The sequence below is a fragment of the Rahnella sp. RFA10(1/100) genome (assembly GCF_004195115.1).
In the GTDB taxonomy this organism is placed as follows: Bacteria; Pseudomonadota; Gammaproteobacteria; order Enterobacterales; family Enterobacteriaceae; genus Rahnella; species Rahnella perminowiae.
Genome location: NZ_SEWR01000002.1, coordinates 308,785 through 333,745 on the forward strand (window position 1 = coordinate 308,785; position 24,961 = coordinate 333,745).

Genomic DNA, 24,961 nt, shown 5'->3' on the forward strand with positions numbered 1-24,961 from the left:
AGTCATGGCCTCAGGGACGATTCAGTTTGCCACTGCCGCTGCATCAGGCGGAATCATTCACTTTACGGGCGCGATTGTTGACGGAGGATGCCAGTTTAACGCTGAACAGAACCGGGTGATCAGTCATTGTGAGCGTGACGGCCGGCAGATAAGACAGGTTCATACGGTAAATGTCCATACTCCATCCTCTTTCGCACTACCTTTGTCTCTCGGAAAGGTCACAACGCAGCATATTAATAATGATCCTCGTCTTGCCGTAATGACGGTGAATTATAATTAAATGCCGGAAATGAATTAACACGGCTAATGATTTGTAACCCGGTCATTGAGCGCGTCAGTATGATACCACCGAGTTTGGCCGGACAACTTTGTAAAGTGGCTGGCCCGGTTTTGATCGGACCGTCAGTTTTCCATTCCTGTCCTTTCCCTTTTTGCCGACATGTTATAATTTTCCCTCTTATTTCAGGCATCAGAACGATTTATCAGATGTCAGACCAATTAAGACTGTGGCAGAGAAAAGAGGCAAAACATGCGACTTTATCAGGAGATAGGCGGTCATCTGCGCCGCGATATCCATGCCGGGAAGTATGCCCCTGGTGATCGCCTTCCTCCGGAGCGTGACATTGCTGAATCTTATTCCGTCAGCCGGAGTGTGGTGCGTGAAGCGCTGATCATGCTGGAACTCGAAAAAGTGGTAGAAGTGCGTAAAGGTTCCGGCGTCTATGTGTTGCATCAGCCGCAAGACGGCCAGCCGGAAGATGCTGACAGCGGATATGGCCCGTTTGAGTTATTACAGGCGCGGCAATTGCTGGAAAGTGAAGTCGCGGCTTTTGCGGCGATGCAGGCCACTAAGACGGATATTCTGCAAATGCGCGATGCCATTGATGCACAACGTGAATGCATTGCCCGTGGCGTATCCGATGATGCTGAAGATCAGCGGTTTCATGCCTTGCTGGCGCAGGCTTCCCAGAACAGCGTGCTGGTTAAACTGGTGGATGATTTGTGGCTGATCCGCCAGCGCAGCCCAATGTGGCAGGGGATCCATCAGCATGTCGGCAATAAAAATTACGGCCAGATTTGGTTGCAGGACCATCAGAGAATTTTGCAGGCGGTACTGCGCAGGGATCCGAAAGCTGCCAAACAGGCGATGTGGCAGCATCTGGAAAATGTAAAAGATATGCTGTTACAGGTTTCGGATGCTGATGATCCGTCTTTTGACGGATTCCTGTTCTCTTCGGTCCCCTCCGGGCTGAACGATTAATCGCGCAGAACAAATAAAAACGGCTGCCGCAGCAGCCGTTTTCTGTGTCAGTTGTCGGGCTTAACGCATGTATTTTGCGACAGTCTTCTTCGCGCCGATTCTTTGGAGATCGCCATATGCGCTCAGGATGGCGTTTACGACTTTCTCTTCATGAGGCAACTGTTCACCGAATACACCTGTCAAGGTCAGCAGGGCTTTCACACGCGGTTCGCCATCTTCAGTCGACGCCACAATTTCAGCGACTGTTTCAGCCATCGGATCTTTAATCTCGATCGGTTGTCCGGCATCATCAGTCCCGCCCACATAACGCATCCAGCCTGCTACGCCCAGCGCCAGCAATTCATAGGAACCGCCATTTTTAACATGCCAGCGGATTGAGTCGAGCATACGCTGTGGCAGCTTCTGTGTACCATCCATCGCGATTTGCCAGGTCCGGTGTTTCAGCGCCGGGTTGCTGTAACGCGCAATCAGGCTGTCAGCATAGGCGTTAAGATCAACCCCCCCGACGCTGAGTGTCGGGGCCTGTTCATGCAGCATCAGATGATGGGCAGCGGCTTTGTAGTTGGCGTCTTCCATGCAATCATTGATGTGCTGATAGCCGGCCAGATAGCCAAGGTATGCGAGGAAAGAATGGCTGCCGTTCAGCATGCGCAACTTCATTTGTTCAAAAGGCAGAACGTCGTCAACCATCTGCGCACCGGCTTTCTCCCAGTCAGGGCGGCCTGCCACGAAATGGTCTTCCACCACCCACTGAATGAACGGTTCGCAGGCGATACCACAAGGATCGGTCACGCCACCGAGTGCTTCGGTGATTTCTTCCAGCGTGTTCTCTGTCGCCGCAGGAACGATGCGGTCAACCATAGTGCTTGGGAAAGAGACGTTTTCAGTGATCCATTTCGCCAGCGCCGGGGAACGGGCTTTCGCCATGCCCAGGACGGCTTTTTTTACGACCAGACCGTTTTCAGGAATGTTATCGCAGCATAAAACGGTGAAGCCCGGCAGGCCGCGTTCATGGCGCAGGCGCAGCGCTTCAACGAGTACGCCTGGCGCAGTACTGGGTGCCTGATCACCGGCCAGATCCTGCTGAATTTTTGGATTTTGCAGATCCAGTTCGCCAGTGCCTGGCTCAATGCAATAGCCTTTTTCGGTAATGGTCAGGGAAACAATCGCTATCTGAGGTTCGGTGAGTTTTTCAAGTACCGCTGTCAGCCCGTCAATCCCGCCATGCACTGATTCATGCGCGGAGCCGATGATAATCGCCTGGTTGCCGTCCGCGCCTTTTTCCAGCACGGTAAACAGATGATTTTGCTGACGTAAGCTTTTGATCAGGGTTTCATTGCCAAACAGGCTGATTTCGCAAATGCCCCAGTCGCCCCCCTGAAGGTTCAGTACGCGGTTGGTCAGCAGTGCCTGGTGAGCGCGATGGAAGGCGCCAAATCCGAGATGAACAATACGGCTTTTTAACGCATCGCGATCATAAGCAGGCAATGACACTGCTGCAGGCAGGGACGCTGTGGCAATAGTTTTCATGCAATACTCCAGACAAGTCAGAAATAAATAATTGGTCAGGCCAAATTGGGGCTGTTTACCCGTCAGTTCAATTTTATGCTGGATAAAGCGACGATTTAAGCCGAAATCAGGGTGTAGAGTGTAAAGTCATATGATAGAAAGGGGAATTGGTAAGTCCAGACAGCCACTCATTTTGTGATACAGATCCATTGTCTGAGAGATGAATTGCAAAATGCAGACAATAAAAAAGGAACGCCGGAGCGTTCCTTTTACCTAAGGGCAGGGCGCTGATTAATCCGCGCGGCCCATATAACGGCGTTCTGCAATATGAATACGGATTTTGTCGCCAGAACTCAGGTACTCAGGAACCTGAATGTTCAGTCCGGTGCTCATTACCGCAGGTTTGGTGCGGGAACTGGCGGATGCGCCTTTGATGCCCGGAGCTGTTTCCACGATTTCCAGATCCACAGTCTGTGGCATTTCGAGCGCCAGCAGCTGGCTGTCCAGCGTCAGAACCTGCATGCCCTGCAAGCCTTCTTCAGGGATGAACAGCAGTTCATCTTCGATCTGTGCCTTATTAAAGGTGTAGGGCGTGAAGTCTTCATCATCCATAAAGATATATTCGTCACCATCCACGTAAGAGAAGTTAACTTTACGACGGGTCAGGGTAACGGTATCCAGGATATCGTCGCCTTTAAAGCGCTCTTCCACTTTGCCACCCGTACGGACGTCAGCGAAACGCATTTTGTACAAGGTGCTGGCACCACGGGCGCTCGGGCTCTGAACATCAATATCTTTTACCAGCAGCAATTTGCCGTCGTAGTTCACAACGAAGCCGCGTTTAATTTCGTTAGCACGTGCCATATAAATAACCTGTCAGCAGAGAGATAAATAATTTGCGACACGTTACTCGCGCCGCTGATTTCAGGCAAGCAGATAGCGTAAAAAGAGTCGCGAAACTCCGCGTTACGGCGCATTTTTTGCGCTCCGCCTGCCGGTATGAAAAATGTTCGGGTAATGATGTTAAAAAGCCGTCAATATTTCGCTGGTGGCGCATTACCTCGCCTGCTATTGTCGCGGCTCAAAATGAGGCCTGAGGAGGCTGTTGATGGACTGTCGTACTGATTGCGGAGCCTGTTGCATAGCGCCCTCAATTTCAAGCCCGATCCCGGGGATGCCAGACGGCAAGCCGGCGAATACACGCTGTGTTCAGCTGGCCGATAATTTCCTGTGTAAAATTTTCGCCTCACCGCTGCGCCCGAAAGTGTGCGCCAGTCTGCAGGCCAGCCGCGAAATGTGTTTTACACATCGCGACCAGGCACTGACTTATCTGATTAAGCTGGAAGCGGATACGGCGCCTTAAACCGCCGCCGCTGGCATACTTTCAGCCGGCTTATCGACGTTTTTCACTTTCCAGATACACAACACTGAACCGATCACCATCACCAGTGCGGCGTAAAATACCGCATGGTATGTCCAGAACTGCGCGATCACTCCGGCCAGCGAACCGGCGAGGATCCAGCCCGCCCGTGTTGAGTTGGTGAAAAGCGTGGTGGCGGCTCCTGCCTGACCCGGCATCAGATCCTGAAAATACAGCATGCCGATCCCGGCCAGAATGCCGATGAAAATCGCGTTCAGCAACTGTAAAGCAATCAGCATGGCTGCACCGGTTGTAAACAGAAGGCAGCCGTAGAAAATCACCCCCGCCAGCACGGCAAAACGCATCAGGAAGCGTTTCCCTAACTGCTTAGCCAGATACCCGGCAATCAGCATGGTCGGAATTTCAAGACAGGCGGCACTGCCCATCAGCACGCCCGCCAGTTTTTCCGGCAGTCCCAGTTCACGCACCACATACAGCGGCATATTAATCAGATAAATGCTATTTGCTGCCCACATCAGCGAACAGGCAATGAACAGCATCAGTGTATCGCGGCGGTTACGGCGGGGTGCTTCCAGCGTGGCGGTGGTTTTGATGTGCGCTTTAGGCATTGAAGGCAGGAACATCCACACCATTACACCGCACAGTAAGAAGGCCAGCGCGGCAGCGCAGTACATAAAGGTAAAACCAAATCCCATCGACAGGGCGAAGGCCAGCGGCGGGCCGACCACCCATGCCAGCGAAACCTGTGCGCGCAAAATTGAGCTGAACATCACGGCTTCACGGCCGGTTTTTTCGGAATGCTCCCGGGCTAACGCGAACATCTGCGGGTTTGCCGTAGAACCGAAACTCGACAGCAAAACGCCGATGAACAGCAGAATAAAGTAATTACGGTTGAAGGCGAAAAGCACACAAGCCAGCGCACCCAGTATGCAGCAATACAAAATCAGCGTTTTGCGGTCACCGCGTTTATCAGACCACGTCGCCAGCAACTGGCTGACGAAAATACCGATCACGGCGCTGCCGGTAAAGAAGATACCGACCATAAACGGGCTGACGTGCACCTGAGACGTCAGGAACAGGCTGAGGGTTGGCGTCTGTAATGCGCCCGCAATGCCCGTGAGAAAGGCGATGATCAGAAAAGCAGTCGACGTCATGTCGGGTAAACGGCGGGCTGACGTTGTAGAAATTCGCATTAGGTAAATGAACCGGATGTAGGGGAGGGGACAAAATTTGCGCGAATGTTACGTCAGTTTAAAAAAAACAAAAACAGGTTTTGATCATCAAAAATGTAAACCGGCGTGAATTTGCCATACTGAAGAATAAAACCGCACTTTGTGTCAAAAACCGCCAGATCAGGGGGGCTTTTTTTACGGCATCATGCCTGACCACCACCGGTCAGCTTGTGTCAGCATTTTACGTCAGCCTGCTTCAGCATTTGCGTTAAGTAATCTGTTTCGGAAAGCCCTCAAAAAGGAAACTGTGCGTAACATCAAAAAATTGTTATGCAAAATCAGGGAAAGCTTGATTTAAAAACAGGCCGGATTGAGACTCCTTGAAACGTTTCAGCGTTGTCATTTTTCTCCTGAGATCTGATGGCGCTCCTTTTTTCTCAGTAAAGCTGAAACGATTCAATTTCAGCAGGAGAGGAGAATTATGTTCCAACTGTCACAGCAAGATATTCATCTCGGTGCGGCTGCCAGCGATAAGCAGGACGCTATTCGCCAGGTTGCAGCAGCACTGACTCAGGCCGGTCGCGTCAGCGAAGGTTATGTAGACGGCATGCTGGCGCGTGAGTTGCAAACCTCGACTTACCTTGGCAACGGCATCGCAATCCCGCACGGCACCACGGATACCCGTGACCTGGTACTTGATACCGGCGTGCAGGTTTTCCAGTTCCCGCAGGGGATTACCTGGGGTGAAGGTCAGACGGCATATGTCGTGATCGGCATCGCAGCCCGTTCTGATGAACACCTCGGTTTGCTTCGCCAGCTGACGCACGTATTAAGTGATGACAGTGTGGCCGATCGCCTGGCAAAAACAGATTCTGCTGAAGAATTACGCAGCCTGCTGATGGGCGAAAAAAATGCGGCTGAATTCCTGTTTGATACCCAGCTTATCGCGGTCGATGTGGCCGCTGAAAACCTGATCACATTACAGGCGCTGAACGCAGGCCGCCTGAAAGAGATTGGTGCGGTCGATAACGCTTTTGTCAGCGATGTCATCAGCCGAAAACCGCTGAACCTCGGGCAGGGCATCTGGCTGAGCGACAGCACCGAAGGCAACCTGAAAAGTGCGGCAACAGTAAGCCGTGCGCAGCAGGCGTTTGATCTGGATGGCGAAAAAGTCTCCATGCTGCTGACGATTTCCGTTGCCGACGGTCAGCCGCTCGATGTGCTGAACTATCTCAGCGATTTGCTGATTGCCAACAAAGCTGAACGCTTGCTGACGGCAGATTCCGTCGGTGTGCTGGCCTTGCTGACCAGCGAAGTCGAAGAACAAGCCAATGTGCTGACCGCTGAATACGTTATCCGTAACGAACACGGCTTGCATGCACGTCCGGGCACCGCACTGGTGAACGTAATCAAACAGTTCAGCAGTGAAATCACGGTAACGAATCTTGATGGCAGCGGTAAACCTGCCAACGGCCGCAGCCTGATGAAAGTCGTGGCGCTGGGCGTTAAAAAAGGTCACCACCTGCGCTTTACTGCCAGCGGTGAAGATGCAGAACTGGCATTAAAAACCATCGGTGAAGCGATTGCTGAAGGTCTTGGGGAGGGCGCATGAGCCGTCGGGTCGCCACAATTACTTTAAATCCGGCCTACGATCTGGTCGGTTACTGCCCTGAAATCGAACGGGGTGAAGTCAATCTGGTACAAACCACCGGCCTGCACGCGGCGGGTAAAGGGATTAACGTTGCCAAAGTGCTGAAAGATCTCGGCATTGACGTCACCGTTGGCGGTTTCCTGGGAAAAGAAAACCAGGATGGCTTCCAGCTGTTATTCAGCGATCTGGGTATCGCGAACCGCTTCCAGGTCGTCAACGGCCGTACCCGCATCAATGTAAAACTGACTGAAAAAGACGGCGAAGTCAGCGACTTCAACTTCTCAGGCTTTAATGTCACGCCTGCGGACTGGGAACGTTTCGTGACGGATTCACTGTCATGGCTGGGTCAGTTCGACATGGTGGCTGTCAGTGGCAGTCTGCCAGCGGGTGTTGATCCTGATGCCTTCACCGACTGGATGAAACGTCTGCGCGCACAGTGCCCGTGCATCATCTTCGACAGCAGTCGTGAAGCGCTGGTTGCCGGTCTGAAAGCTGCTCCGTGGCTGGTTAAACCTAACCGTCGTGAGCTGGAAATCTGGGCTGGCCGTAAATTACCGGAACTGAGTGACGTAGTAGAAGCCGCACACGCCTTGCGTGATCAGGGGATCGCCCATGTGGTGATTTCTCTGGGGGCTGAAGGTGCATTGTGGGTTAACGCATCCGGTGCCTGGATCGCCAAACCACCAGCCTGTGAAGTTGTCAGCACCGTAGGTGCCGGCGATTCCATGGTCGGTGGCCTGATCTACGGTTTGCTGATGCGTGAATCCAGTGAACATACGTTACGGCTGGCAACCGCAGTTGCTGCCCTGGCTGTCAGCCAGAGTAATGTTGGTGTCACCGATCGTCCGCAACTTGCGGCGATGATGGCCCGTGTTGATCTGAAACCCTTTTAACCCGCAGGAGGCAGAATGAAAATGCTGCTGATGATAGACAGTTCGCTGGGACAGGCTCGCAGCCAACTGGCGAAAAATTTGCTCGCTGCTGCTGCGGCGAAAGCAGGCCACCAGCTGACTGAACAGGCCGCTGAGGCTGATGTGGTGGTTGTGGCCGGTGAAACCGTACCTAATGAGCCCGCCCTGGCTGGCAAAAATATTTATACCGGTGACGTGTCTGACGCAGTCCGTGATCCGGAGACTTTCCTGCAACGCGCGCTGGCTGAAGCGAAACCGTATGTCGCCCCGGTTGCGGCAGCTGTGCCGGCTCCGGCCGCCAGCGGCCCGAAACGTATCGTTGCTATCACAGCCTGCCCGACGGGTGTTGCACATACCTTTATGGCGGCTGAAGCCATTGAAACCGAAGCAAAAAAACGCGGCTGGTGGGTAAAAGTCGAAACCCGCGGTTCTGTCGGTGCCGGTAATGCTATTACGCCGGAAGAAGTTGCAGCGGCTGATCTGGTGATCGTCGCGGCTGATATAGAGGTGGATCTGGCGAAGTTTGCCGGTAAGCCGATGTATCGTACATCTACCGGTCTGGCCCTGAAAAAGACCAAACAGGAACTGGACAAAGCGCTGGTTGAAGCTGATGTGTTTGAGCCGAAATCTCAGGGCAAAGCAACGGGCACAGGGAAAAAAGAAGCGGGTGGCGCAGGCCCGTACCGCCATCTGCTGACCGGGGTGTCTTACATGCTGCCAATGGTGGTAGCGGGTGGTTTGTGTATCGCGCTGTCATTTGTCTTCGGTATCAAAGCCTTTGAAGTGAAAGGCACGCTGGCCGCTGCGCTGATGCAAATCGGGGGGGCTTCAGCCTTCGCGCTGATGGTGCCGGTTCTGGCCGGTTTCATCGCCTTCTCTATTGCTGACCGTCCGGGTCTGACGCCGGGTCTTATCGGCGGCATGCTGGCTGTCAGCACCGGTGCTGGTTTCCTCGGCGGTATCATTGCAGGTTTCCTGGCGGGTTATGTGGCGAAAGCCATCAGCGGCAAGCTGAAATTACCGCAAAGTATGGAAGCGCTGAAACCTATCCTGATTATTCCGCTGGTGGCGAGCCTGATTACCGGTCTGGTAATGATTTACGTGGTCGGTACGCCGGTTGCCAAAATCATGGCGGGTCTGACTGCATGGCTGCAATCTTTGGGTACAGCCAATGCGGTACTGCTTGGAGCAATTCTCGGTGCGATGATGTGTACCGATATGGGTGGCCCGGTGAACAAAGCCGCTTACGCGTTCGGCGTGGCATTGCTGAGTTCTTCCGTCTACGCCCCTATGGCCGCCATCATGGCTGCCGGTATGGTACCTCCTCTGGCGATGGGACTGGCAACATTGCTGGCGCGTCATAAGTTTGAGCAAAGCGAACGTGAAGGGGGTAAAGCGGCGCTGGTATTAGGTCTGTGCTTTATCTCTGAAGGTGCGATTCCGTTCGCAGCCCGTGACCCGATGCGTGTTCTGCCATGCTGTATCGCAGGTGGTGCACTGACCGGTGCTTTATCGATGGCATTCCATGCGCAACTGATGGCACCACACGGTGGTCTGTTCGTGCTGCTGATCCCTGGCGCAATCACACCGGTACTCGGTTATCTGGTGGCAATTATCGCCGGTACGGTTCTGGCGGGTGGTGCATACGCGATTCTGAAACGTTCAGATGCTGCGGTAGCTGCGAAAGCTGCTGCATAACGGTAAATCGTTAAAAGCCAAAAGGCGCGACATGTGAATGTCGCGCCTTTTTTATTGCGCCTTCTCTGCGAAAGAAAAGAGAGTATGGAGCATGAGTCATTCTCTTTTTTACTCATCTCCTTCGCAGGGGGAGGGAGCCGACCGGAATTTACTGTAAAAACTAAGCTGCCGCTTCGCCACTTTCAGACGTTTGCTGTGCTTTCAGCCAGGCGATTTCATCTTTCCAGATGTCCGGATTGACTGTTTCGAGGATCATCGGGATACCGTCGAAACGTGCATCTTTCATGATCCAGCTAAAGACGGTATTGCCGATATTACCTTCGCCGAGGCTATGGTGGCGGTCAACGCGGCTGTTGAATGCGCTTTTCGCATCATTGAGATGCATACCACGCAGGTATTGAAAACCTACCACATCGTCAAAGTGCTTAAAGGTTTTCTCGCATTCTTCCACCGTACGCAGATCGTAACCCGCCGCAAAGGCGTGACAGGTATCGATGCAGACACCCACGCGGCTTTTATCTTCCACGCCTTCAATAATTTTGGCCAGATGCTCGAAACGGAAGCCGAGATTACTGCCCTGACCGGCGGTGTTTTCGATAACCGCTGTCACGCCTTTGGTTTTATCCAACGCAATGTTCAGAGATTCAGAAATCAGCGCCAGGCATTTATCTTCTGCGATTTGCATCAGGTGGCTGCCCGGATGGAAATTTAGCAGTGAAAGGCCCAGTTGTTCGCAGCGTTGCAACTCATCAAGAAACGCCTCGCGTGATTTCTCCAGCGCTTCGGCGACCGGATGACCGAGGTTAATCAGGTAGCTGTCGTGCGGCAAAATCTGACTGCTTTGGTAGCCGTATGTTTCACAAGCCACTTTGAATTTTCCGATGACGTCTTCCGGCAACGGTGCGGCTTTCCACTGACGCTGATTCTTGGTGAAAAGCGCAAAAGCCGTGGCTTCCAGCTCGTGTGCCCTCAGAACCGCCTGATCGACCCCCCCGGCTGCACTCACGTGTGCTCCCACAAACTTCATTTTTGCTCCTCAGTTATTCATCGCGTTTATGGGCAAATGATAGCGCCTCCTGGCAGGAGGCGCAGCACTGAAGTGTTAAAAGCAGCAACATCAGCCCAAAAGCTGCTGAACCAGCTGGTTGATACCGGCACCGCCGACAATCAGCCAGATGAACAATACCGCCGCCAGCAGCATCGGTTTAAGGCCCGCCTGACGTAATGCGCTGATGTGGGTGGTCAGCCCGAGCGCTGCCATCGCCATCGCCAGCAGCACGGTATCGAACGTAATCAGCATCGGGATCCAGCTGTGGGGCAGAATATTGAGTGAATTAACTGCCGCTATCAGAATAAACAGCAGGGCAAACCACGGGATAGTAATGTTACGCATGCCCGTCATCTGACCGCCTTGTTGCCCGGCTTTCCGTGACGTCCAGCCAGAGAGCAGCAACAGGAACGGCGCCAGCATCATGACGCGGATCATCTTGGCGATCACTGCCGCGTTTTCCGCATCCGGGCTGATACCCTGACCGGCTGCCACGACCTGCGCAACTTCATGCACCGTCGAACCGGTATAGATGCCGAACTGGGCAGCGGTAAAGCTCAGCCAGTGATACTGAGCATTCAGATGCCATAACCACGGATACAAAAAGATGGCTGCTGTTCCGAAGATCACGACAGTTGCCACCGCAACCGTCACTTTCTCGGCTTTGGCATTAAGCACCGGTTCCGTCGCCATCACCGCCGCTGCGCCACAGATGCTGCTACCCGCGCCAATCAGCATCGAGGTATCGCGGTCCAGTTTAAAGACCCGCTGTCCAAGCCAGCAGGCGAGGGCGAAAGTGGAACACAGCATCAGCGCGTCAGTCAGAATACCGGTCGCGCCGACATCCGCAATTTGCGCAAACGTGAGTCGTAAACCGTAAAGGATAATGCCCAGACGCAGAAGACGTTGCTTCGCCAGCGTCACACCTTCCTCACACCAGGGTTTTGCCGCCGGATACACCGTGTTACCGATTACCATGCCGATGACAATCGCCAGCGTCAGTGCGCTCAGGCCGAGATGATTTAGCGCAGGAATATCACTTAGCCAGATCGCCAGTGCAGTGATCATACCGGTCAGCGCCAGGCCGGGTAACACGCGGCGAAAGCCCGAAAAATGAGGGAGATGCGGGTTATCCGCCGCTTTTTTATTTTCGTTTTTAAGCGCAAGTGTATTCATTGTCCGTTCCTCATTCAGGAGTGATGAGATAAGGCTACGCCGCGCTTATATAAAAATGAAATAGATTATTACTTTATAACCTATCTATAAAAGTGGTATAGAGTATCCATTCAAAAGAGGCCTGCAAGGCAAGGGTCTATACTAAAAGCACAGCGTGCTATAGGGCGCATGAGAATAGCGGGACATTTATGCACATAACATTGCGACAACTTGAGGTTTTCGCCGAGGTGCTGAAAAGCGGTTCGACCACGCAGGCGTCAGTTGTGCTTTCATTATCACAATCTGCGGTCAGTGCGGCGCTGGCCGATATTGAAGGGCAACTGGGCGTGCAGTTATTTGACCGTGTCGGTAAGCGGCTGGTCATTAATGAGCATGGGCGTTTGTTGTATCCGAAAGCGCTGGCATTGCTCGAACAGGCTGGCGAAATCGAGCATCTGTTTAATCACGACAACGGTTCGCTGCGCATCGGCGCGAGCAGCACTATTGGCAACTATATGCTGCCGGCGATGATTGCGGATTATCGTCTGGATTTCCCCCACACACCGCTGGAACTGAACGTGGGTAACACCAACGATGTCATTAATGCAGTGTCGGACTTTCGTGTCGATCTCGGTTTGATTGAAGGCCCGTGTCAGTTGCCTGAACTGATCACACAGCCCTGGCTGGATGACGAACTGGTGGTGTTTGTCGCACCGGAAAACCCGCTGGCGGGGCGGGTGGTTTCGCTGGAGTCGCTGGCGCGTGAACCCTGGATCCTGCGCGAGCGCGGTTCCGGTACCCGTGAAGTGTTAGATCACCTGCTGTTGCCGCAGCTACCGGATTTTAATCTGGTCATGGAGCTGGGGAATTCCGAGGCAATTAAGCATGCTGTCAGGCATGGCATCGGGATCAGTTGCCTTTCACGTCGGGTGATTTCTGAGCAGCTAAGCAGTGGTTCTCTGGTAGAGATCCGGTTGCCGGTCGCGCCGATGGTGCGCAAACTTTACCTGATCCATCATCGGCAAAAACATATCTCCGGCGCATTATCACGGTTTCTGACCTATTGTCGCGAAGCCCAATAACGGTCTTTCACTAATGATCTGCAGCCAGTTATGAAGGTGTCTTATAACAGGTCGTTCCTGCTATTCAGAGCGGCAGGTTTTGCTACAATCCGCGCTTAAATTTCCACATGACGAGCGGATATAGGGAAAAAATGGCTCAACAACCTACAAAAAATACGCAGGTGGCTCCCACACTGCGTCGCGAGCTTAAGGCACGTCACCTAACGATGATCGCCATCGGCGGTTCAATTGGTACGGGATTATTTGTTGCTTCAGGTGCGACAGTTTCCCAGGCGGGCCCGGGTGGGGCACTGCTTTCCTACGCATTAATCGGCATCATGGTTTACTTCCTGATGACCAGTCTGGGTGAACTGGCGGCGTTCATGCCGGTTTCAGGTTCGTTCTCTACCTACGGCTCCCGCTATGTTGAAGAAGGCTTCGGTTTCGCCCTGGGCTGGAACTACTGGTACAACTGGGCTGTCACCATCGCGGTTGACCTGGTGGCCTCACAACTGGTGATGAATTACTGGTTCCCGGACACGCCTGGCTGGATCTGGAGCGCTTTGTTCCTCGGTCTGATCTTCCTGCTCAACTACATTTCCGTGCGTGGTTTTGGCGAGGCGGAATACTGGTTCTCGCTGATCAAAGTGGTCACTGTCATCATCTTTATTGCCGTCGGCGTACTGATGATCACCGGTATCATGCGTGGTGCTGAAACAGCGGGCTGGCATAACTGGGCCATCGGTGATGCGCCATTTGCGGGCGGTTTTGCCTCGATGATAGGTGTGGCAATGATTGTCGGCTTCTCCTTCCAGGGTACAGAACTGATCGGTGTGGCAGCGGGTGAATCGGAGAACCCGGGCAAGAATATTCCGCGTGCCGTGCGTCAGGTTTTCTGGCGTATCCTGCTGTTCTATATTCTGGCGATTCTGGTCATCAGCCTGATCATTCCTTATACCGATCCAAGCCTGCTGCGTAACGAAGTTGGCGATATCTCCGTCAGCCCGTTCACACTGGTGTTCCGTAATGCCGGTCTGTTGTCAGCAGCGGCAGTGATGAATGCCGTGATCCTGACCGCGGTACTGTCTGCCGGTAACTCTGGTATGTACGCCTCAACCCGTATGCTGTTTACACTGGCAAGTGAAGGTAAAGCGCCACGCATGTTCGCCAAATTGTCAAAAGGCGGTGTGCCGCGTAACGCGCTGTATGCCACCACCATCGTGGCTGCGCTGTGCTTCCTGAGTTCAATGTTTGGTAATCAGACGGTTTATCTGTGGCTGCTTAACACCTCGGGCATGACGGGGTTCATCGCCTGGCTGGGGATTGCAGTCAGCCATTACCGCTTCCGTCGTGGTTATGTCCTGCAGGGACGTGACCTGAAGAAATTGCCTTATCTGTCAGGTTTCTTCCCGTTCGGTCCGGTTTTTGCCTTTGTACTCTGTCTGATCATTACGTTGGGCCAGAACTATCAGGCGTTCCTCAAGGACACCATTGACTGGGGCGGTGTTGCGGCAACTTACATCGGCCTGCCGCTGTTCCTGATCATCTGGTTCGGCTACAAGTTGAGCAAAGGCACCAAAGTGGTGAAATACAGCGACATGGAATTCCCGGATCACGTCGATAAGTAACAGACCCGGATTTTCATATTCTGGAAACGCGGAGCTCAGGCTCCGCTTTTTTTTGCCTGCGATCCATGCCGGGAGACTTATAACGTCATGCTTTGTTACCCCTTGTTTAATCTGCATGCCTGATAGGTTTTGCAAAACACATTGATAATTATTATCATTTATTGCCTTCCTACGGGAACCGCAGAACAGGTTCTTCCGCCGTAAGTTTTTAACTTAATGAGATTGTAGCGAAAATGAGTGCAACTACCGAACCCGCCCTGGCGGTGAAAGGCAACGCAGAAGACAGCGTTATGGGGCGATACCAGAATATCGTACGTCGCCGTTTGTTTATTATGCTGATCCTGGTACTGGCGATTGTCGTCTCACTGGTGATTGATTTCATTATGGGGCCTTCGGGGTTATCACTTGGCACGCTGTGGAAAACGCTGTTTGATGCTGCGGCGGCGGATCCGGGTACGCGGGTCATTGTCTGGGACATTCGTCTGCCTTACGCGCTGATGGCGGTGGCGGTCGGGATGTCACTGGGCCTGGCCGGTGCTGAAATGCAGACCATCCTCAATAATCCGCTGGCCAGCCCGTTTACGCTGGGCGTGTCTTCTGCTGCGGCATTCGGTGCCGCGCTGGCGATTGTGCTTGGCATCGGTATTCCGGGGGTACCGGATCAATGGTTTATCTCCGCCAACGCCTTCATTTTTGCCTTATTTGCCGCACTGATGCTCGACGGCATCACCCGCTGGACGCGCGTTGCCAGCTCCGGCGTCGTGCTGTTTGGTATTGCGCTGGTCTTTACTTTCAACGCACTGGTTTCGCTGATGCAATTTATCGCCACCGAAGATACCTTACAGGGGCTGGTTTTCTGGACGATGGGCAGCCTGGCGAGGGCGTCCTGGGTCAAACTCGGTGTGATGGTTCTGGCTTTCCTGATCCTGCTGCCGTGGTCGATGATGAGCGCGTGGAAACTCACGGCGCTGCGGCTGGGTGAAGATCGCGCTGTCAGCTTTGGTATTGATGTACGCCGTCTGCGTCTGGGGACGCTGCTGCGCATCAGTATTCTTTCCGCGCTGGCGGTGGCATTCGTCGGGCCGATCGGTTTCATCGGGCTGGTGGCACCGCATATCGCCCGCCTGATGTTTGGTGAAGATCACCGTTTCTACCTGCCCGCCAGTGCACTGATTGGCGCACTGGTGTTATCGATGGCTTCGGTGGCCTCTAAAAATCTGGTACCGGGCGTCATTATTCCTGTCGGCATCGTAACGTCTCTGGTTGGCGTGCCATTCTTCCTGAGTATTATTCTTCGTCACCGGGGGAATGTCTGATGTCTGAGATGTTAGAAATGCGTCCTGAAGATTTACTGAATGTCGCTACGCAGGGGTTGCAAATCCGCGATTTTAACGCGGGATACCCGAAGCGCCACGTGATCCGCCATCTTAATGTGCCAATGTTACCCCGTGGGAAAATTACGGTACTGCTCGGGCCAAACGGTAGCGGTAAATCGACGTTGCTGCGTGCCCTCGCCGGGCTTAACCGGGCAGAAGGGCAGCTGATGCTTGACGGACATGATTTAATGCCGATGCCGTTTGCGCGACGTGCAGAGCAGGTGGTTTACCTGCCGCAAACTCTGCCTGCGGGTGTGCATCTGCATGTGCTGGAGTCGATCATCGTGGCACAGCGCGCCTCCGGTGGGAAAGGCAGGAATGCGCAAGGCACGGAGAAAGTGATGGCGCTTTTGCGCCAGCTGGGTATCGAGCATCTGGCGCTGAGTTATCTTGATCAGCTTTCCGGTGGCCAGAAGCAACTGGTCGGCCTGGCACAATCCCTGATCCGTCAGCCTTCGTTACTTTTGCTCGACGAACCGCTCAGCGCACTGGATCTCAACTATCAGTTCCATGTCATGGATCTGGTGCGTAAGGAAACCCGGAAACGCAATATCGTGACGGTGGTTGTCGTGCATGACATCAATATCGCCCTGCGTCACGGCGACCGTATACTGATGCTTAAAGATGGCAATCTGATTGCCGATGGCGAACCGGAAGAGGTGATCACCGCCGACAGTCTGGCGCGGGTCTACGGGGTGCGCGGCAGAATTGAGCGCTGCTCGCAAGGGACTCCGCAGATACTGATTGACGGGTTAGTGGGGGATCCGGAGATTTAACGTTATGTCCTGACAAAAGGCAGACATTACTCAGGCGTTCACCGATCCGCTTCCTCCCCTGCGAAGGGGAGGAGCAAACCGCAACGGGCTTATTTCCCGTTCCACGCTTTCAGATTCTGCTCGCGCGCTGACAATTTCTGCTCAGGCGTTAACTTGTTGTAATCCTTCGCCAGACCGCTTTCCCAGTCGCCGTACAGCGGGTTCGGTAGCACGATATATTGTGTGCCGAAGTGCTGATGGTTCTGATTCACAAACGCGCGGCGCTGCTCGTTACCCTGATGGTAGGTTGCAGAACCAAAATCATTCAGGTTGTCGCCGATGTAAATCACCACGTGATAGCCCGCAGCCTTGATGGAATCAAAACGTGGCTGTTTGTTGGAGGTATCAGAACTCAGCAACAAGGTTTTTTCGTTGGCGCCGGTAAAGCCCAGACGGTTCATGTTATCCAGTGTTGCGGCGTATTCGCTGGTTTTGCGGTTAGACACATAGAACATCGTGCCACCGTGGGTGTTGACGTAATTGGCGAATTCAACAGCGCCCGGAACGGCCATTGCCTGGCGGGCTGCGGTCCACTGAGCCCAGGTTTTGCTGTCGAATGGCTTGTTCGCTTTGACCTGCCACGCACTGTATGCGCTGTTATCGAGCATAGTTTCATCGAGGTCAACGACAACCGCTTTCTTCTGACCGGCCAGAGGCTGCGCCTGGTCATAGGCCATTTTTGCCGTATTAAATGCCTGATAAGCCAGTGCCTGATATTCACCAGATTGCTGGAACCAGTTCAGCGCCATGACGGACTGATCGTTCAGCTTCTGTTGGGCATCTGGTTTTTGCTGCGCACAGCCGCTGAGGGCCAGCATGATTAAAGCACTGGTGGTGCAAAGCGAAATTTTATTCATTGGTTGTCCCTATGCTTGTTAAGAAAGATTCGCATTCATGAAAATCGTTAAAACTGTAGCAGATTCAGCGGGGTGTGGAAGAATAAATGACGCATTACGCGAGATATAGCGGGAAAATGGCAGAAATGAAAAGGGCCGGAGGGTGAGTCCGGCCAAAAAAATCAAAGACAGAGAAATAACAATGAGGGGGTTAACGCTTAAATTTAGAACTGATAAACCAGGCCAACAGCAGTGACATCGTCGTTGTTCAGAGCCAGTTTATTGTCGTCAGACAGTTGGTTGATTTTATAATCAACATAAGCGGACATATTTTTGTTGAAATAATAGGTCGCTGCGACGTCAACGTATTTAACCAGGTCGGCATCACCGATGTTTTCAATATCTTTCGCTTTAGTCTGGACATAACCCAGTGAAGGGCGCAGGCCATTTTCAAACTGATACTGTGCAACAGCTTCGAAGGTTTGTGTTTTATTCGCAAAACCGCTGCCAGCCGGTGCGCCAGCGATTCCGCCAGGCACAGTAATAGCCAGCATATTACGGGTTTCAGCATACATGGCGGCTAAATAAACGCCATTAGCATCATATTTCATGCCGCCTGTCCATGCGTCCGCTTTATCACCTTTGCCGTAAGTGGAATTACTCTGAGCCGTGGTGCGGTCTGAAGACGCATACGCGCCGCCGAAGCTCACGCCGGTGTCACCCAGTGCGTACGTGGTAGAAAGTGCATAACCGTCGCCGTTCGCTGTGCTGCTGCCGCGACCGTCGTTTTCATTTTTGCCCTGGTACTGAACGGCAACGTTCAGACCGTCAACCAGGCCGAAGAAGCCACGGTTACGGTAAGTGGCTACGCCGTTGGTACGGCCGGTCATGAAGCGGTCAGCTTTGGTATAACCGTCGCCGCCGAACTCAGGGAACATATCGGTCCAGGCTTCAACGTCGTACAGTGCGCCGTAGTTACGGCCATAATCGACGGAACCGTACTGACCGAATTTCAGACCTGCAAAGGCCAAACGGGTTTTCGTGCCGGTGGTGCTTGGCGTTTTGCTGTCAGATTCAGCATGGTTAGCCATGACGTTGTATTCCCACTGGCCGTAGCCGGTGATCAGGTCATTAATTTGTGTCTGGCCTTTAAAACCGAAACGAATATAACTCTGGTCACCGTCATTGCTGGCCGAGTCAGAGAAGTAATGCAGACCTTTTACTTTACCGTACAGATCCAGTTTATTACCGTCTTTATTATAAACTTCCGCTGCGTGAGCTCCTGATGCAATCAGTAAACCAGGAATTAAAAGTGCCAGAATATTACGTTTCATGAATTTTTACCCTGCATTTTCTATTAAAAGCTTTTCGGGAAAGCTTTATATGAAGTCTTATGGAAAGACGTTAATCATCATTTTTTGCTGTGCATTCCGTGTGGGCTCGGATTTTTCTCAGCGAGAGTTTTTTACCGTATATTTGTGATCAATTTATGACAGTCAGAAATGAACTTTTTCTTTTTTTACACGTCCTCCCTTTTTTCTCCATAAAATTCGACCACGTCAAATGCCCGGATCCGCGATTTCGGGCTGCGCCAGCCGCCGGTCTGTGTGACAATAGCCGCTGACACTCCGGTCTTACTTTCAACTAAAAAGAGATGCATGGCGCTTTCCCCCGCAGTAAAAAATCAGATAAGCCAGTGGTACAAAGCCCTGCAACAGCAAATCCCGGACTTTATTTCCCGCGCTCCGCAACGTCAGATGATTGCAGAGGTGGCTAAAGCGTTCTCGGGTGACTCGGCACGGCATCTGGCCATCGAAGCGCCAACCGGCGTCGGGAAAACGCTGTCCTACCTGATCCCCGGCATTGCCGTCAGCCGTGAGGAAGAAAAACCGCTGATCGTCAGCACCGCGAATGTGGCGTTGCAGGATCAGATTTTCAGTAAGGATTTACCCCTGCTGAAAAAAATCATCCCTGACCTGAAATTCACGGGCGCGTTCGGGCGTGGTCGTTATGTCTGTCCGCGCAACCTGGCGGCAATGAGTAATGAGAATGCGCAGGGCGATCTCGGGTTATTCCTCGGCGATGAGCTGGCGCCTTCCAGCGGAGAGGAGCAGAAATTCTGTAAAACGCTGGAAACCGCACTCTCCCGGTACGAGTGGGACGGATTGCGCGATCATTACCAGAAAACGATTGACGATCCGCTGTGGATAAAAATCAGCACGGACAAAGCCAACTGCCTCAGCCGTAACTGTCATTATTTCCGCGAATGTCCGTACTTTGTGGCGCGTAAAGAAATTGAAAGCGCCGATGTAGTAGTGACCAACCATGCACTGGTGATGGCCGCGCTGGAATCTGAATCGGTATTGCCGCCAGCGAAAGATTTGCTGCTGGTGCTGGATGAAGGCCACCATTTACCGGACGTGGCGCGGGATGCACTGGAAGTCGATGCCGAAATTACGGCGGTGTGGAATAACCTGCAACTGGATAACTTTGTGCGCCAGATTGAGCAATGTCTGACGCTGTTCACCCCGAAAAATCCGCCACCGCTGACCAATGCGGAACGCCTGCATAATCACTGCGCTGAAATGCGCGAACTGTTGGTGCTGGTCGAGCAATCGGTCAGCCAGTCTCTGCCGCCTGCTGAACCGGAAGCGGAGTACCGCTTTGAACTGGGCATTTTGCCGCCGGAACTGACTGAACAATGCAGCCGCCTGTTTAAACTCACCGATGGTTTGCGCAGCCTGGCAGAATACATGGTCAACGATCTGAGCGAGAAAACCGGCAAGCACGATATTTTGCGTTTACACCGCGCGATTTTACATATGAGCCGCATGCAGGGTTATCTCGAAACCATGAGTAAACTGTGGCGACTGGCGGCGCTGGATAAAGCCTCGAATGCACCGATTGGTAAATGGGTAACGCGTTCCTATTTCGATAACCAGACACATCTGGTATTTCATTGCGCGGGGATCCGTGTCAGTGAACAACTGGAAAAAATGCTGTGGCGAAAGGTGCCGCATGTCGTCATCACTTCCGCGACACTGCGCTCACTGAACAGTTTTTCCCGGCTTCAGGAAATGAGCGGACTGACGGAAAAGGCCGGTGACCGCTTTGTCAGTCTGGATTCGCCGTTCAGCCATGTTACGCAGGGCAAGCTGGTCATTCCGCAAATGACGCTGGAGCCGGTGATGGCGAATGAAGCCGCGCACATCGGGGAAATGGCGGATTTTTTCCGCGCTGAACTGGCGAAAGGGTTGCATACCGGCCAGCTGGTGTTATTTGCCAGCAACCGTGCGTTACAACAATTTGTGGCCCTGTTACCGGACTTACGTCTGATGTTACTGGTTCAGGGCGATCAGCCGCGTTACCGGCTGGTTGAGGAACACCGTAAACGGGTTGCGGCCGGCACCACCAGCGTGTTGGTCGGCCTGCAATCGTTCGCGGAAGGCTTAGATCTCAAAGGGGAACTGCTGACGCAGGTGCACATCCATAAGATCGCTTTCCCCCCTGTCGACAGTCCGGTTATTCTGACGGAAGGCGAGTGGCTGAAAACGCTGAAACGTTATCCGTTTGAAGTGCAGAGTTTACCCAGCGCATCATTCAATCTGATTCAGCAGGTCGGGCGACTGATCCGCAGCCATGAATGTACGGGCGAAATCGTGATTTACGATAAGCGCCTGCTGACCAAAAATTATGGTGCACGCCTGCTGGCTGCTTTGCCGGTATTCCCGATTGAACACCGTGAAATGCCCGCGCCCGGTTCAGTGAAGCGCCCGGATATTCTCAAGGCTGCGAAGAAAGACCCGGTTCGCCGCCGCACGCGCAGACGGTAGCGTCTTTGCACCCATATATGCTTGCACAGATTAAGGTAAGGCTACGATGGATTACACCAGACTCATCAAAGAAGTAGGACGGGGCAAAAATCACGCCCGCGATTTGGATCGTGAGCAGTCGTATGCGTTATATCGCGACATGCTGGCGGGCAAGGTGGCGGATCTGCAACTCGGTGCGCTGCTGATTGCGTTACGTATTAAAGGCGAAGCGGAAGAGGAAATGCTCGGTTTTTATCAGGCGATGGAGGAGCGCGTAATGCGCCTTCAGGCACCTGCTGAGCGCCCGCTGCCGGTGGTGATCCCCTCCTATAACGGTGCACGCAAACAGGCGAATCTGACGCCGCTGCTGGCGATCCTGCTCAGCCGTCTTGGTTTGCCGGTGCTGGTGCATGGCGTGGATGAAGATCCGACCCGCATCACCAGCGCTGAGATTTTCCGCGCGCTGGGTATCCGCGCAGCCCAAGGCCAACAGGACGCGCAACAACTGACAGATGCCGCTAATGCGCCGGTATTTGTGCCGGTTTCCGTGCTTTGCCCGCCGGTCAGTCAACAACTCGCGTTGCGCTGGCAGTTGGGGGTGCGAAACAGCAGCCATACACTGGCGAAACTTATCACACCCTTTACCGGCCAGGACTCCCTGCGTTTATCAAGCGTTTCGCACCCTGAATATGTGCAGCGTGTTTCGTCGTTCTTCCGCCAGATTGATGGCCGTGCACTTCTGACACAGGGCACCGAAGGTGAAGTGTATGCTAACCCTTCACGCTTCCCGCAGACACACTTTATCGCCGGTGGTGAACAGCGTGTACTGGCAGAAAAGGAAGAGATTTTCAGCGCGGACGTACCGGCAACCAAAGACGTGGAGACCACCGTCGCGTACATCACCCAGTGTCTGAATGGCGAGCGCGCTATCCCGCAGGCAATTCTGACTCAACTGATGTGCTGCCTGGTGGCGACCGGCGTTTGTGCCGATATGGCCGAAGCGAAAATGATTGTGGATCAGATTTTCTGATTACGTTCTGGCGAACTCGATCCGCTCCCTCTCCTGCGAAGGGGAGGAGTTAAAAAACAGCCCTTATTACTCTATAAATCCTGCGTTTAGGTTTGTCTCAGCTCCCCAAAAACTCCGTTACCCTGTTCAAAAGGGGGGTTAAACGTTAAAATAAAGGAACTACGAAATTTATTTTATGATTTCATTCGTTTTTTTATAAATATTTATGGAGACTTAACTATGGAAACATTGCCCGCTTGCCCGACTTGTAAATCCGAATTCACCTGGCAGGACGGTGAAATGCTTAACTGCCCTGAATGTGGACATGTGTGGTCCATGAACGGCGATGCCGCTGCGGATGATGATGTGCTGAAAGTGGTAGATGCCAATGGTAATTTGCTGGCGGATGGCGATTCTGTCACCGTGATCAAAGACCTTAAGGTGAAAGGCAGTTCTTCAATGCTGAAAATCGGCACTAAAGTGAAAGGCATCCGCTTAGTCGAGGGCGATCATAACATCGACTGCAAAATTGACGGTTTCGGTCAGATGAAACTCAAATCAGAATTTGTTAAGAAAAACTGATCTCCGCACACCCCAGCCTGACATTCAAAAGCGGTTCTGCCATATCGACATAACCGCTTTGCGAACATACACTCAATGCATAATCTCGTTAACTTTCAGCAGAGACGAATGCATGACACAGGCTCAGGACTACTTTAACGCCCTCAATCGCGATTACCTCAAAGTCCATCAGGATAAAGAGAATTTATTCTGGCAATACTATATGGGCACCGGTGATGATAGCGTTTCCGCCGCTTTCTCCGCTGCCGAAACGGCTTACAAACGTTTTATCGCTGAACCTTCCCGCCCGCAGGAATTACGTGATGCAATTACCCGCGTCGAAAAAGAATCTGCCAGTGAGACGCGTGATGCCTTGCTGCATGGCCTGCATGGCTGGCTGAATTTCTTTGACTGCAATGTGATTGAAGACCCCAAAGCGCAGGCGCTGCTTGATGAAATTATTCAGGCGGAATCCGTACTGTTCGGCAAACGTAAGCAGTACCGTATGACGCACATCAACAGCAAAGGCGAGCGTGTTAATGCCTCCCTCGGTGAGCTGCTGACTAATCAGGCGAATAACGAAAACGAAGCTTATCGCCGGAGCTCGCAAAATGCGTTGCGCGAACTGGAGGACTGGCTGCTGCATAACGGTTTACCTGAGTTGATTGGCTTGCGTAACCGCTTTGCGCGTCAGCTTGGTTACCGCAATTACTTCGACTACAAAGTGAATAAAACCGAGCGCATGTCGCCGGAACAATTATTCGCCATCCTCGATCGTTTCGAAGAACAAACCCGTGAAAGCAACACCCGCAGCCTCAATGAACTGGTGGCGCGTGAAGGCGACGCCGCGCTGCTGCCATGGAATATTCGCTTTGCCAGCGCCGGTGACGTCACCCGTCAGCTCGATCCTTACTTTCCGTTCGCTGATTCCCTGCGTCGCTGGATAGACAGTTTCAAACGCCTGAATATCGGTTTTAACGGTGCAGAGATGCAGCTGGATTTACTGGTGCGCGAAGGCAAGTTTGAAAATGGTTTTATGCACGGGCCGGTACCGCCGTTCTACGACAACGGTAAATGGGTGCCGGCGGTGATCAATTTCACCAGCCTGGCGAAACCTGATCAGATTGGGAGTGGTGCGAATGGTTTGAATACGTTGTTCCATGAAGGTGGCCATGCGGCGCACTTCGCCAATATCCGCCAGAATGCGCCATGCTTCTCGCAGGAATTTCCGCCGACGTCGATGGCCTATGCGGAAACGCAGTCCATGTTCTGCGACAGCCTGCTGGAAGATGCAGACTGGCTGAAGCGTTACGCGAAAAATACTGCGGGTGAACCGGTGCCGGATGAACTGATCCGTGCAAGCATTGAAGCCCGTCAGCCGATGCGTTCCTTCAATGAACGCCACATTCTGCTGGTGCCGTATTTCGAGTGGCAGCTTTATCAGTGGCCGGATGAGAAGCGCACACCGGAAGCCATGACAGCGCTGGCGCGTGATGTCGAAACCCATATTCTGGGCGTAACCGGCAGTCCGCGTCCGACGCTTGCCATTCCGCACTTACTTTCTATGGAATCTGCCTGTTCCTATCAGGGCTATCTGCTGGCGATGATGGCCGTTGAACAGACGCGTGCCTTCTTCCTTAAACGTGATGGCTATCTGACCGATAATCCGGCCATTGGCCCGGATCTGGCCAGACACTACTGGACGCCGGGGAACAGCGTCAGTCACGACGATACGTTGCGCAGTCTGACCGGTGAAGGATTTAATCCGGATTATCTGGCGCAGGCCTGTAATCAGACGGTGGATGCGGCCTGGCAGGACGCGCAGCGGACGATTGAAAAAGCATCTGAACGTGAGCAGCCTGCAGCGGACTTTGACCTGAATGTACATATCCGCGTAGTGGATGGCACGCTGATCCTGGCAGACAGCGCGGACGGCGATGATGCTATGTGTCAGGACTTTGCCGATTTTGTTGAGCAGAATTACGGCCGTAAATAGTTACGCCAGCACGTTATAATACGCCTGTAAAAGCCACCGCCGGTATCCATCGTGCGGTGGCTTTTTTTGGGCTGAATCTGA

22 protein-coding genes are annotated in these 24,961 nt (G+C 53.0%); 13 read left to right on the forward strand and 9 right to left on the reverse strand.

Going from position 1 to position 24,961, the window contains the following annotated elements; translation table 11 throughout:
* Positions 1 to 43 precede the first annotated feature (43 nt).
* Positions 44 to 178 carry a hypothetical protein gene (locus tag ETV65_RS25315; RefSeq protein ID WP_255466707.1) on the reverse strand — a complete coding sequence of 45 codons (135 nt, stop codon included), beginning with the start codon at positions 176 to 178 and terminating at the stop codon, positions 44 to 46.
* Between the two features lie 351 nt (positions 179 to 529).
* On the opposite strand from ETV65_RS25315, the gene ETV65_RS08105 reads away from it, so the two are divergent.
* On the forward strand, positions 530 to 1,261 hold the full coding sequence (locus ETV65_RS08105) for an FCD domain-containing protein (protein ID WP_129952389.1): 732 nt from the start codon (positions 530 to 532) through the stop codon (positions 1,259 to 1,261).
* A 60-nt stretch (positions 1,262 to 1,321) separates the two neighbouring features.
* Here ETV65_RS08105 and ETV65_RS08110 read toward each other — a convergent pair whose 3' ends face one another.
* Positions 1,322 to 2,791, reverse strand: a complete 1,470-nt coding sequence (locus tag ETV65_RS08110; protein ID WP_129952390.1) for a fructuronate reductase — start codon at positions 2,789 to 2,791, stop codon at positions 1,322 to 1,324.
* Positions 2,792 to 3,061: 270 nt separating this feature from the next.
* Entirely contained in the window at positions 3,062 to 3,634 is a 573-nt protein-coding gene (gene yeiP / locus ETV65_RS08115; protein WP_015696520.1) for an elongation factor P-like protein YeiP, read from the reverse strand.
* 244 nt (positions 3,635 to 3,878) lie between these two features.
* On the opposite strand from yeiP, the gene ETV65_RS08120 reads away from it, so the two are divergent.
* Positions 3,879 to 4,133 (forward strand): YkgJ family cysteine cluster protein, encoded by a 255-nt coding sequence (locus tag ETV65_RS08120; RefSeq protein WP_129952391.1) that lies wholly within the window; start codon positions 3,879 to 3,881, stop codon positions 4,131 to 4,133.
* Here ETV65_RS08120 and ETV65_RS08125 read toward each other — a convergent pair.
* Positions 4,130 to 5,344, reverse strand: a complete 1,215-nt coding sequence (locus ETV65_RS08125; RefSeq protein ID WP_129952392.1) for a sugar efflux transporter — start codon at positions 5,342 to 5,344, stop codon at positions 4,130 to 4,132. The two genes, ETV65_RS08120 and ETV65_RS08125, sit on opposite strands and share 4 nt — an antisense overlap.
* A 460-nt stretch (positions 5,345 to 5,804) precedes the next feature.
* Between ETV65_RS08125 and fruB the strand changes: the two genes are divergently transcribed.
* The 3 genes from fruB to fruA are packed head-to-tail and all read left to right on the forward strand — an operon-like array spanning position 5,805 to position 9,583.
* Positions 5,805 to 6,935 (forward strand): fused PTS fructose transporter subunit IIA/HPr protein, encoded by a 1,131-nt coding sequence (gene fruB / locus ETV65_RS08130; RefSeq protein WP_129952393.1) that lies wholly within the window; start codon positions 5,805 to 5,807, stop codon positions 6,933 to 6,935.
* On the forward strand, positions 6,932 to 7,867 hold the full coding sequence (fruK, locus tag ETV65_RS08135) for a 1-phosphofructokinase (RefSeq protein ID WP_013574663.1): 936 nt from the start codon (positions 6,932 to 6,934) through the stop codon (positions 7,865 to 7,867). The genes fruB and fruK overlap by 4 nt, the downstream gene beginning before the upstream one ends.
* 15 nt (positions 7,868 to 7,882) lie before the next feature.
* Positions 7,883 to 9,583 carry a PTS fructose transporter subunit IIBC gene (gene fruA, locus ETV65_RS08140; RefSeq protein WP_129952394.1) on the forward strand — a complete coding sequence of 567 codons (1,701 nt, stop codon included), beginning with the start codon at positions 7,883 to 7,885 and terminating at the stop codon, positions 9,581 to 9,583.
* Positions 9,584 to 9,743: 160 nt separating this feature from the next.
* Here fruA and nfo read toward each other — a convergent pair whose 3' ends face one another.
* Positions 9,744 to 10,610: a deoxyribonuclease IV gene (gene nfo / locus ETV65_RS08145; protein WP_129952395.1), complete on the reverse strand. Its 867-nt coding sequence runs from the start codon at positions 10,608 to 10,610 to the stop codon at positions 9,744 to 9,746.
* A 90-nt stretch (positions 10,611 to 10,700) separates the two neighbouring features.
* Positions 10,701 to 11,807 (reverse strand): YeiH family putative sulfate export transporter, encoded by a 1,107-nt coding sequence (locus ETV65_RS08150; protein ID WP_129952396.1) that lies wholly within the window; start codon positions 11,805 to 11,807, stop codon positions 10,701 to 10,703.
* A gap of 188 nt (positions 11,808 to 11,995) precedes the next feature.
* Here ETV65_RS08150 and yieE point away from each other — a divergent pair, with 188 nt between their 5' ends.
* From yieE to ETV65_RS08170, 4 genes are all read left to right on the forward strand, one after another.
* Complete coding sequence (yieE, locus tag ETV65_RS08155; RefSeq protein WP_129952397.1) at positions 11,996 to 12,868, forward strand: DNA-binding transcriptional regulator YeiE; 873 nt, start codon at positions 11,996 to 11,998, stop codon at positions 12,866 to 12,868.
* 131 nt (positions 12,869 to 12,999) lie between these two features.
* Positions 13,000 to 14,475, forward strand: coding sequence for an amino acid permease (locus ETV65_RS08160; RefSeq protein ID WP_129952398.1), 1,476 nt, complete (start codon positions 13,000 to 13,002; stop codon positions 14,473 to 14,475).
* A gap of 233 nt (positions 14,476 to 14,708) precedes the next feature.
* Positions 14,709 to 15,791, forward strand: coding sequence for an iron ABC transporter permease (locus tag ETV65_RS08165; RefSeq protein ID WP_129952399.1), 1,083 nt, complete (start codon positions 14,709 to 14,711; stop codon positions 15,789 to 15,791).
* Entirely contained in the window at positions 15,791 to 16,627 is an 837-nt protein-coding gene (locus ETV65_RS08170; protein WP_129952400.1) for an ABC transporter ATP-binding protein, read from the forward strand. Before ETV65_RS08165 ends, ETV65_RS08170 begins: the two co-directional genes overlap by 1 nt.
* Before the next feature lie 89 nt (positions 16,628 to 16,716).
* On the opposite strand, the gene ETV65_RS08175 is transcribed toward ETV65_RS08170, so the two are convergent.
* From ETV65_RS08175 to ETV65_RS24905, 3 genes are all read right to left on the reverse strand, one after another.
* The gene (locus ETV65_RS08175) at positions 16,717 to 17,523 is read right to left on the reverse strand and encodes a 5'-nucleotidase, lipoprotein e(P4) family (protein WP_129952401.1); all 807 of its coding nucleotides are present in this window, start codon (positions 17,521 to 17,523) and stop codon (positions 16,717 to 16,719) included.
* A gap of 203 nt (positions 17,524 to 17,726) precedes the next feature.
* On the reverse strand, positions 17,727 to 18,836 hold the full coding sequence (gene ompC / locus ETV65_RS08180; RefSeq protein WP_047608711.1) for a porin OmpC: 1,110 nt from the start codon (positions 18,834 to 18,836) through the stop codon (positions 17,727 to 17,729).
* Positions 18,837 to 19,021: 185 nt separating this feature from the next.
* Positions 19,022 to 19,162, reverse strand: a complete 141-nt coding sequence (locus ETV65_RS24905; RefSeq protein WP_165383710.1) for a hypothetical protein — start codon at positions 19,160 to 19,162, stop codon at positions 19,022 to 19,024.
* On the opposite strand from ETV65_RS24905, the gene dinG reads away from it, so the two are divergent.
* The 4 genes from dinG (at position 19,161) to ETV65_RS08200 (ending at position 24,880) form a co-directional block, all read left to right on the forward strand.
* The gene (gene dinG / locus ETV65_RS08185; protein WP_129952402.1) at positions 19,161 to 21,335 is read left to right on the forward strand and encodes an ATP-dependent DNA helicase DinG; all 2,175 of its coding nucleotides are present in this window, start codon (positions 19,161 to 19,163) and stop codon (positions 21,333 to 21,335) included. The two genes, ETV65_RS24905 and dinG, sit on opposite strands and share 2 nt — an antisense overlap.
* A gap of 46 nt (positions 21,336 to 21,381) precedes the next feature.
* Positions 21,382 to 22,344: a DNA-binding protein YbiB gene (gene ybiB / locus ETV65_RS08190; RefSeq protein WP_129952403.1), complete on the forward strand. Its 963-nt coding sequence runs from the start codon at positions 21,382 to 21,384 to the stop codon at positions 22,342 to 22,344.
* Between the two features lie 219 nt (positions 22,345 to 22,563).
* Entirely contained in the window at positions 22,564 to 22,905 is a 342-nt protein-coding gene (locus ETV65_RS08195) for a zinc ribbon domain-containing protein YjdM (RefSeq protein WP_129952404.1), read from the forward strand.
* Between the two features lie 112 nt (positions 22,906 to 23,017).
* The gene (locus tag ETV65_RS08200; protein WP_129952405.1) at positions 23,018 to 24,880 is read left to right on the forward strand and encodes a M3 family metallopeptidase; all 1,863 of its coding nucleotides are present in this window, start codon (positions 23,018 to 23,020) and stop codon (positions 24,878 to 24,880) included.
* Positions 24,881 to 24,961 lie beyond the last annotated feature (81 nt).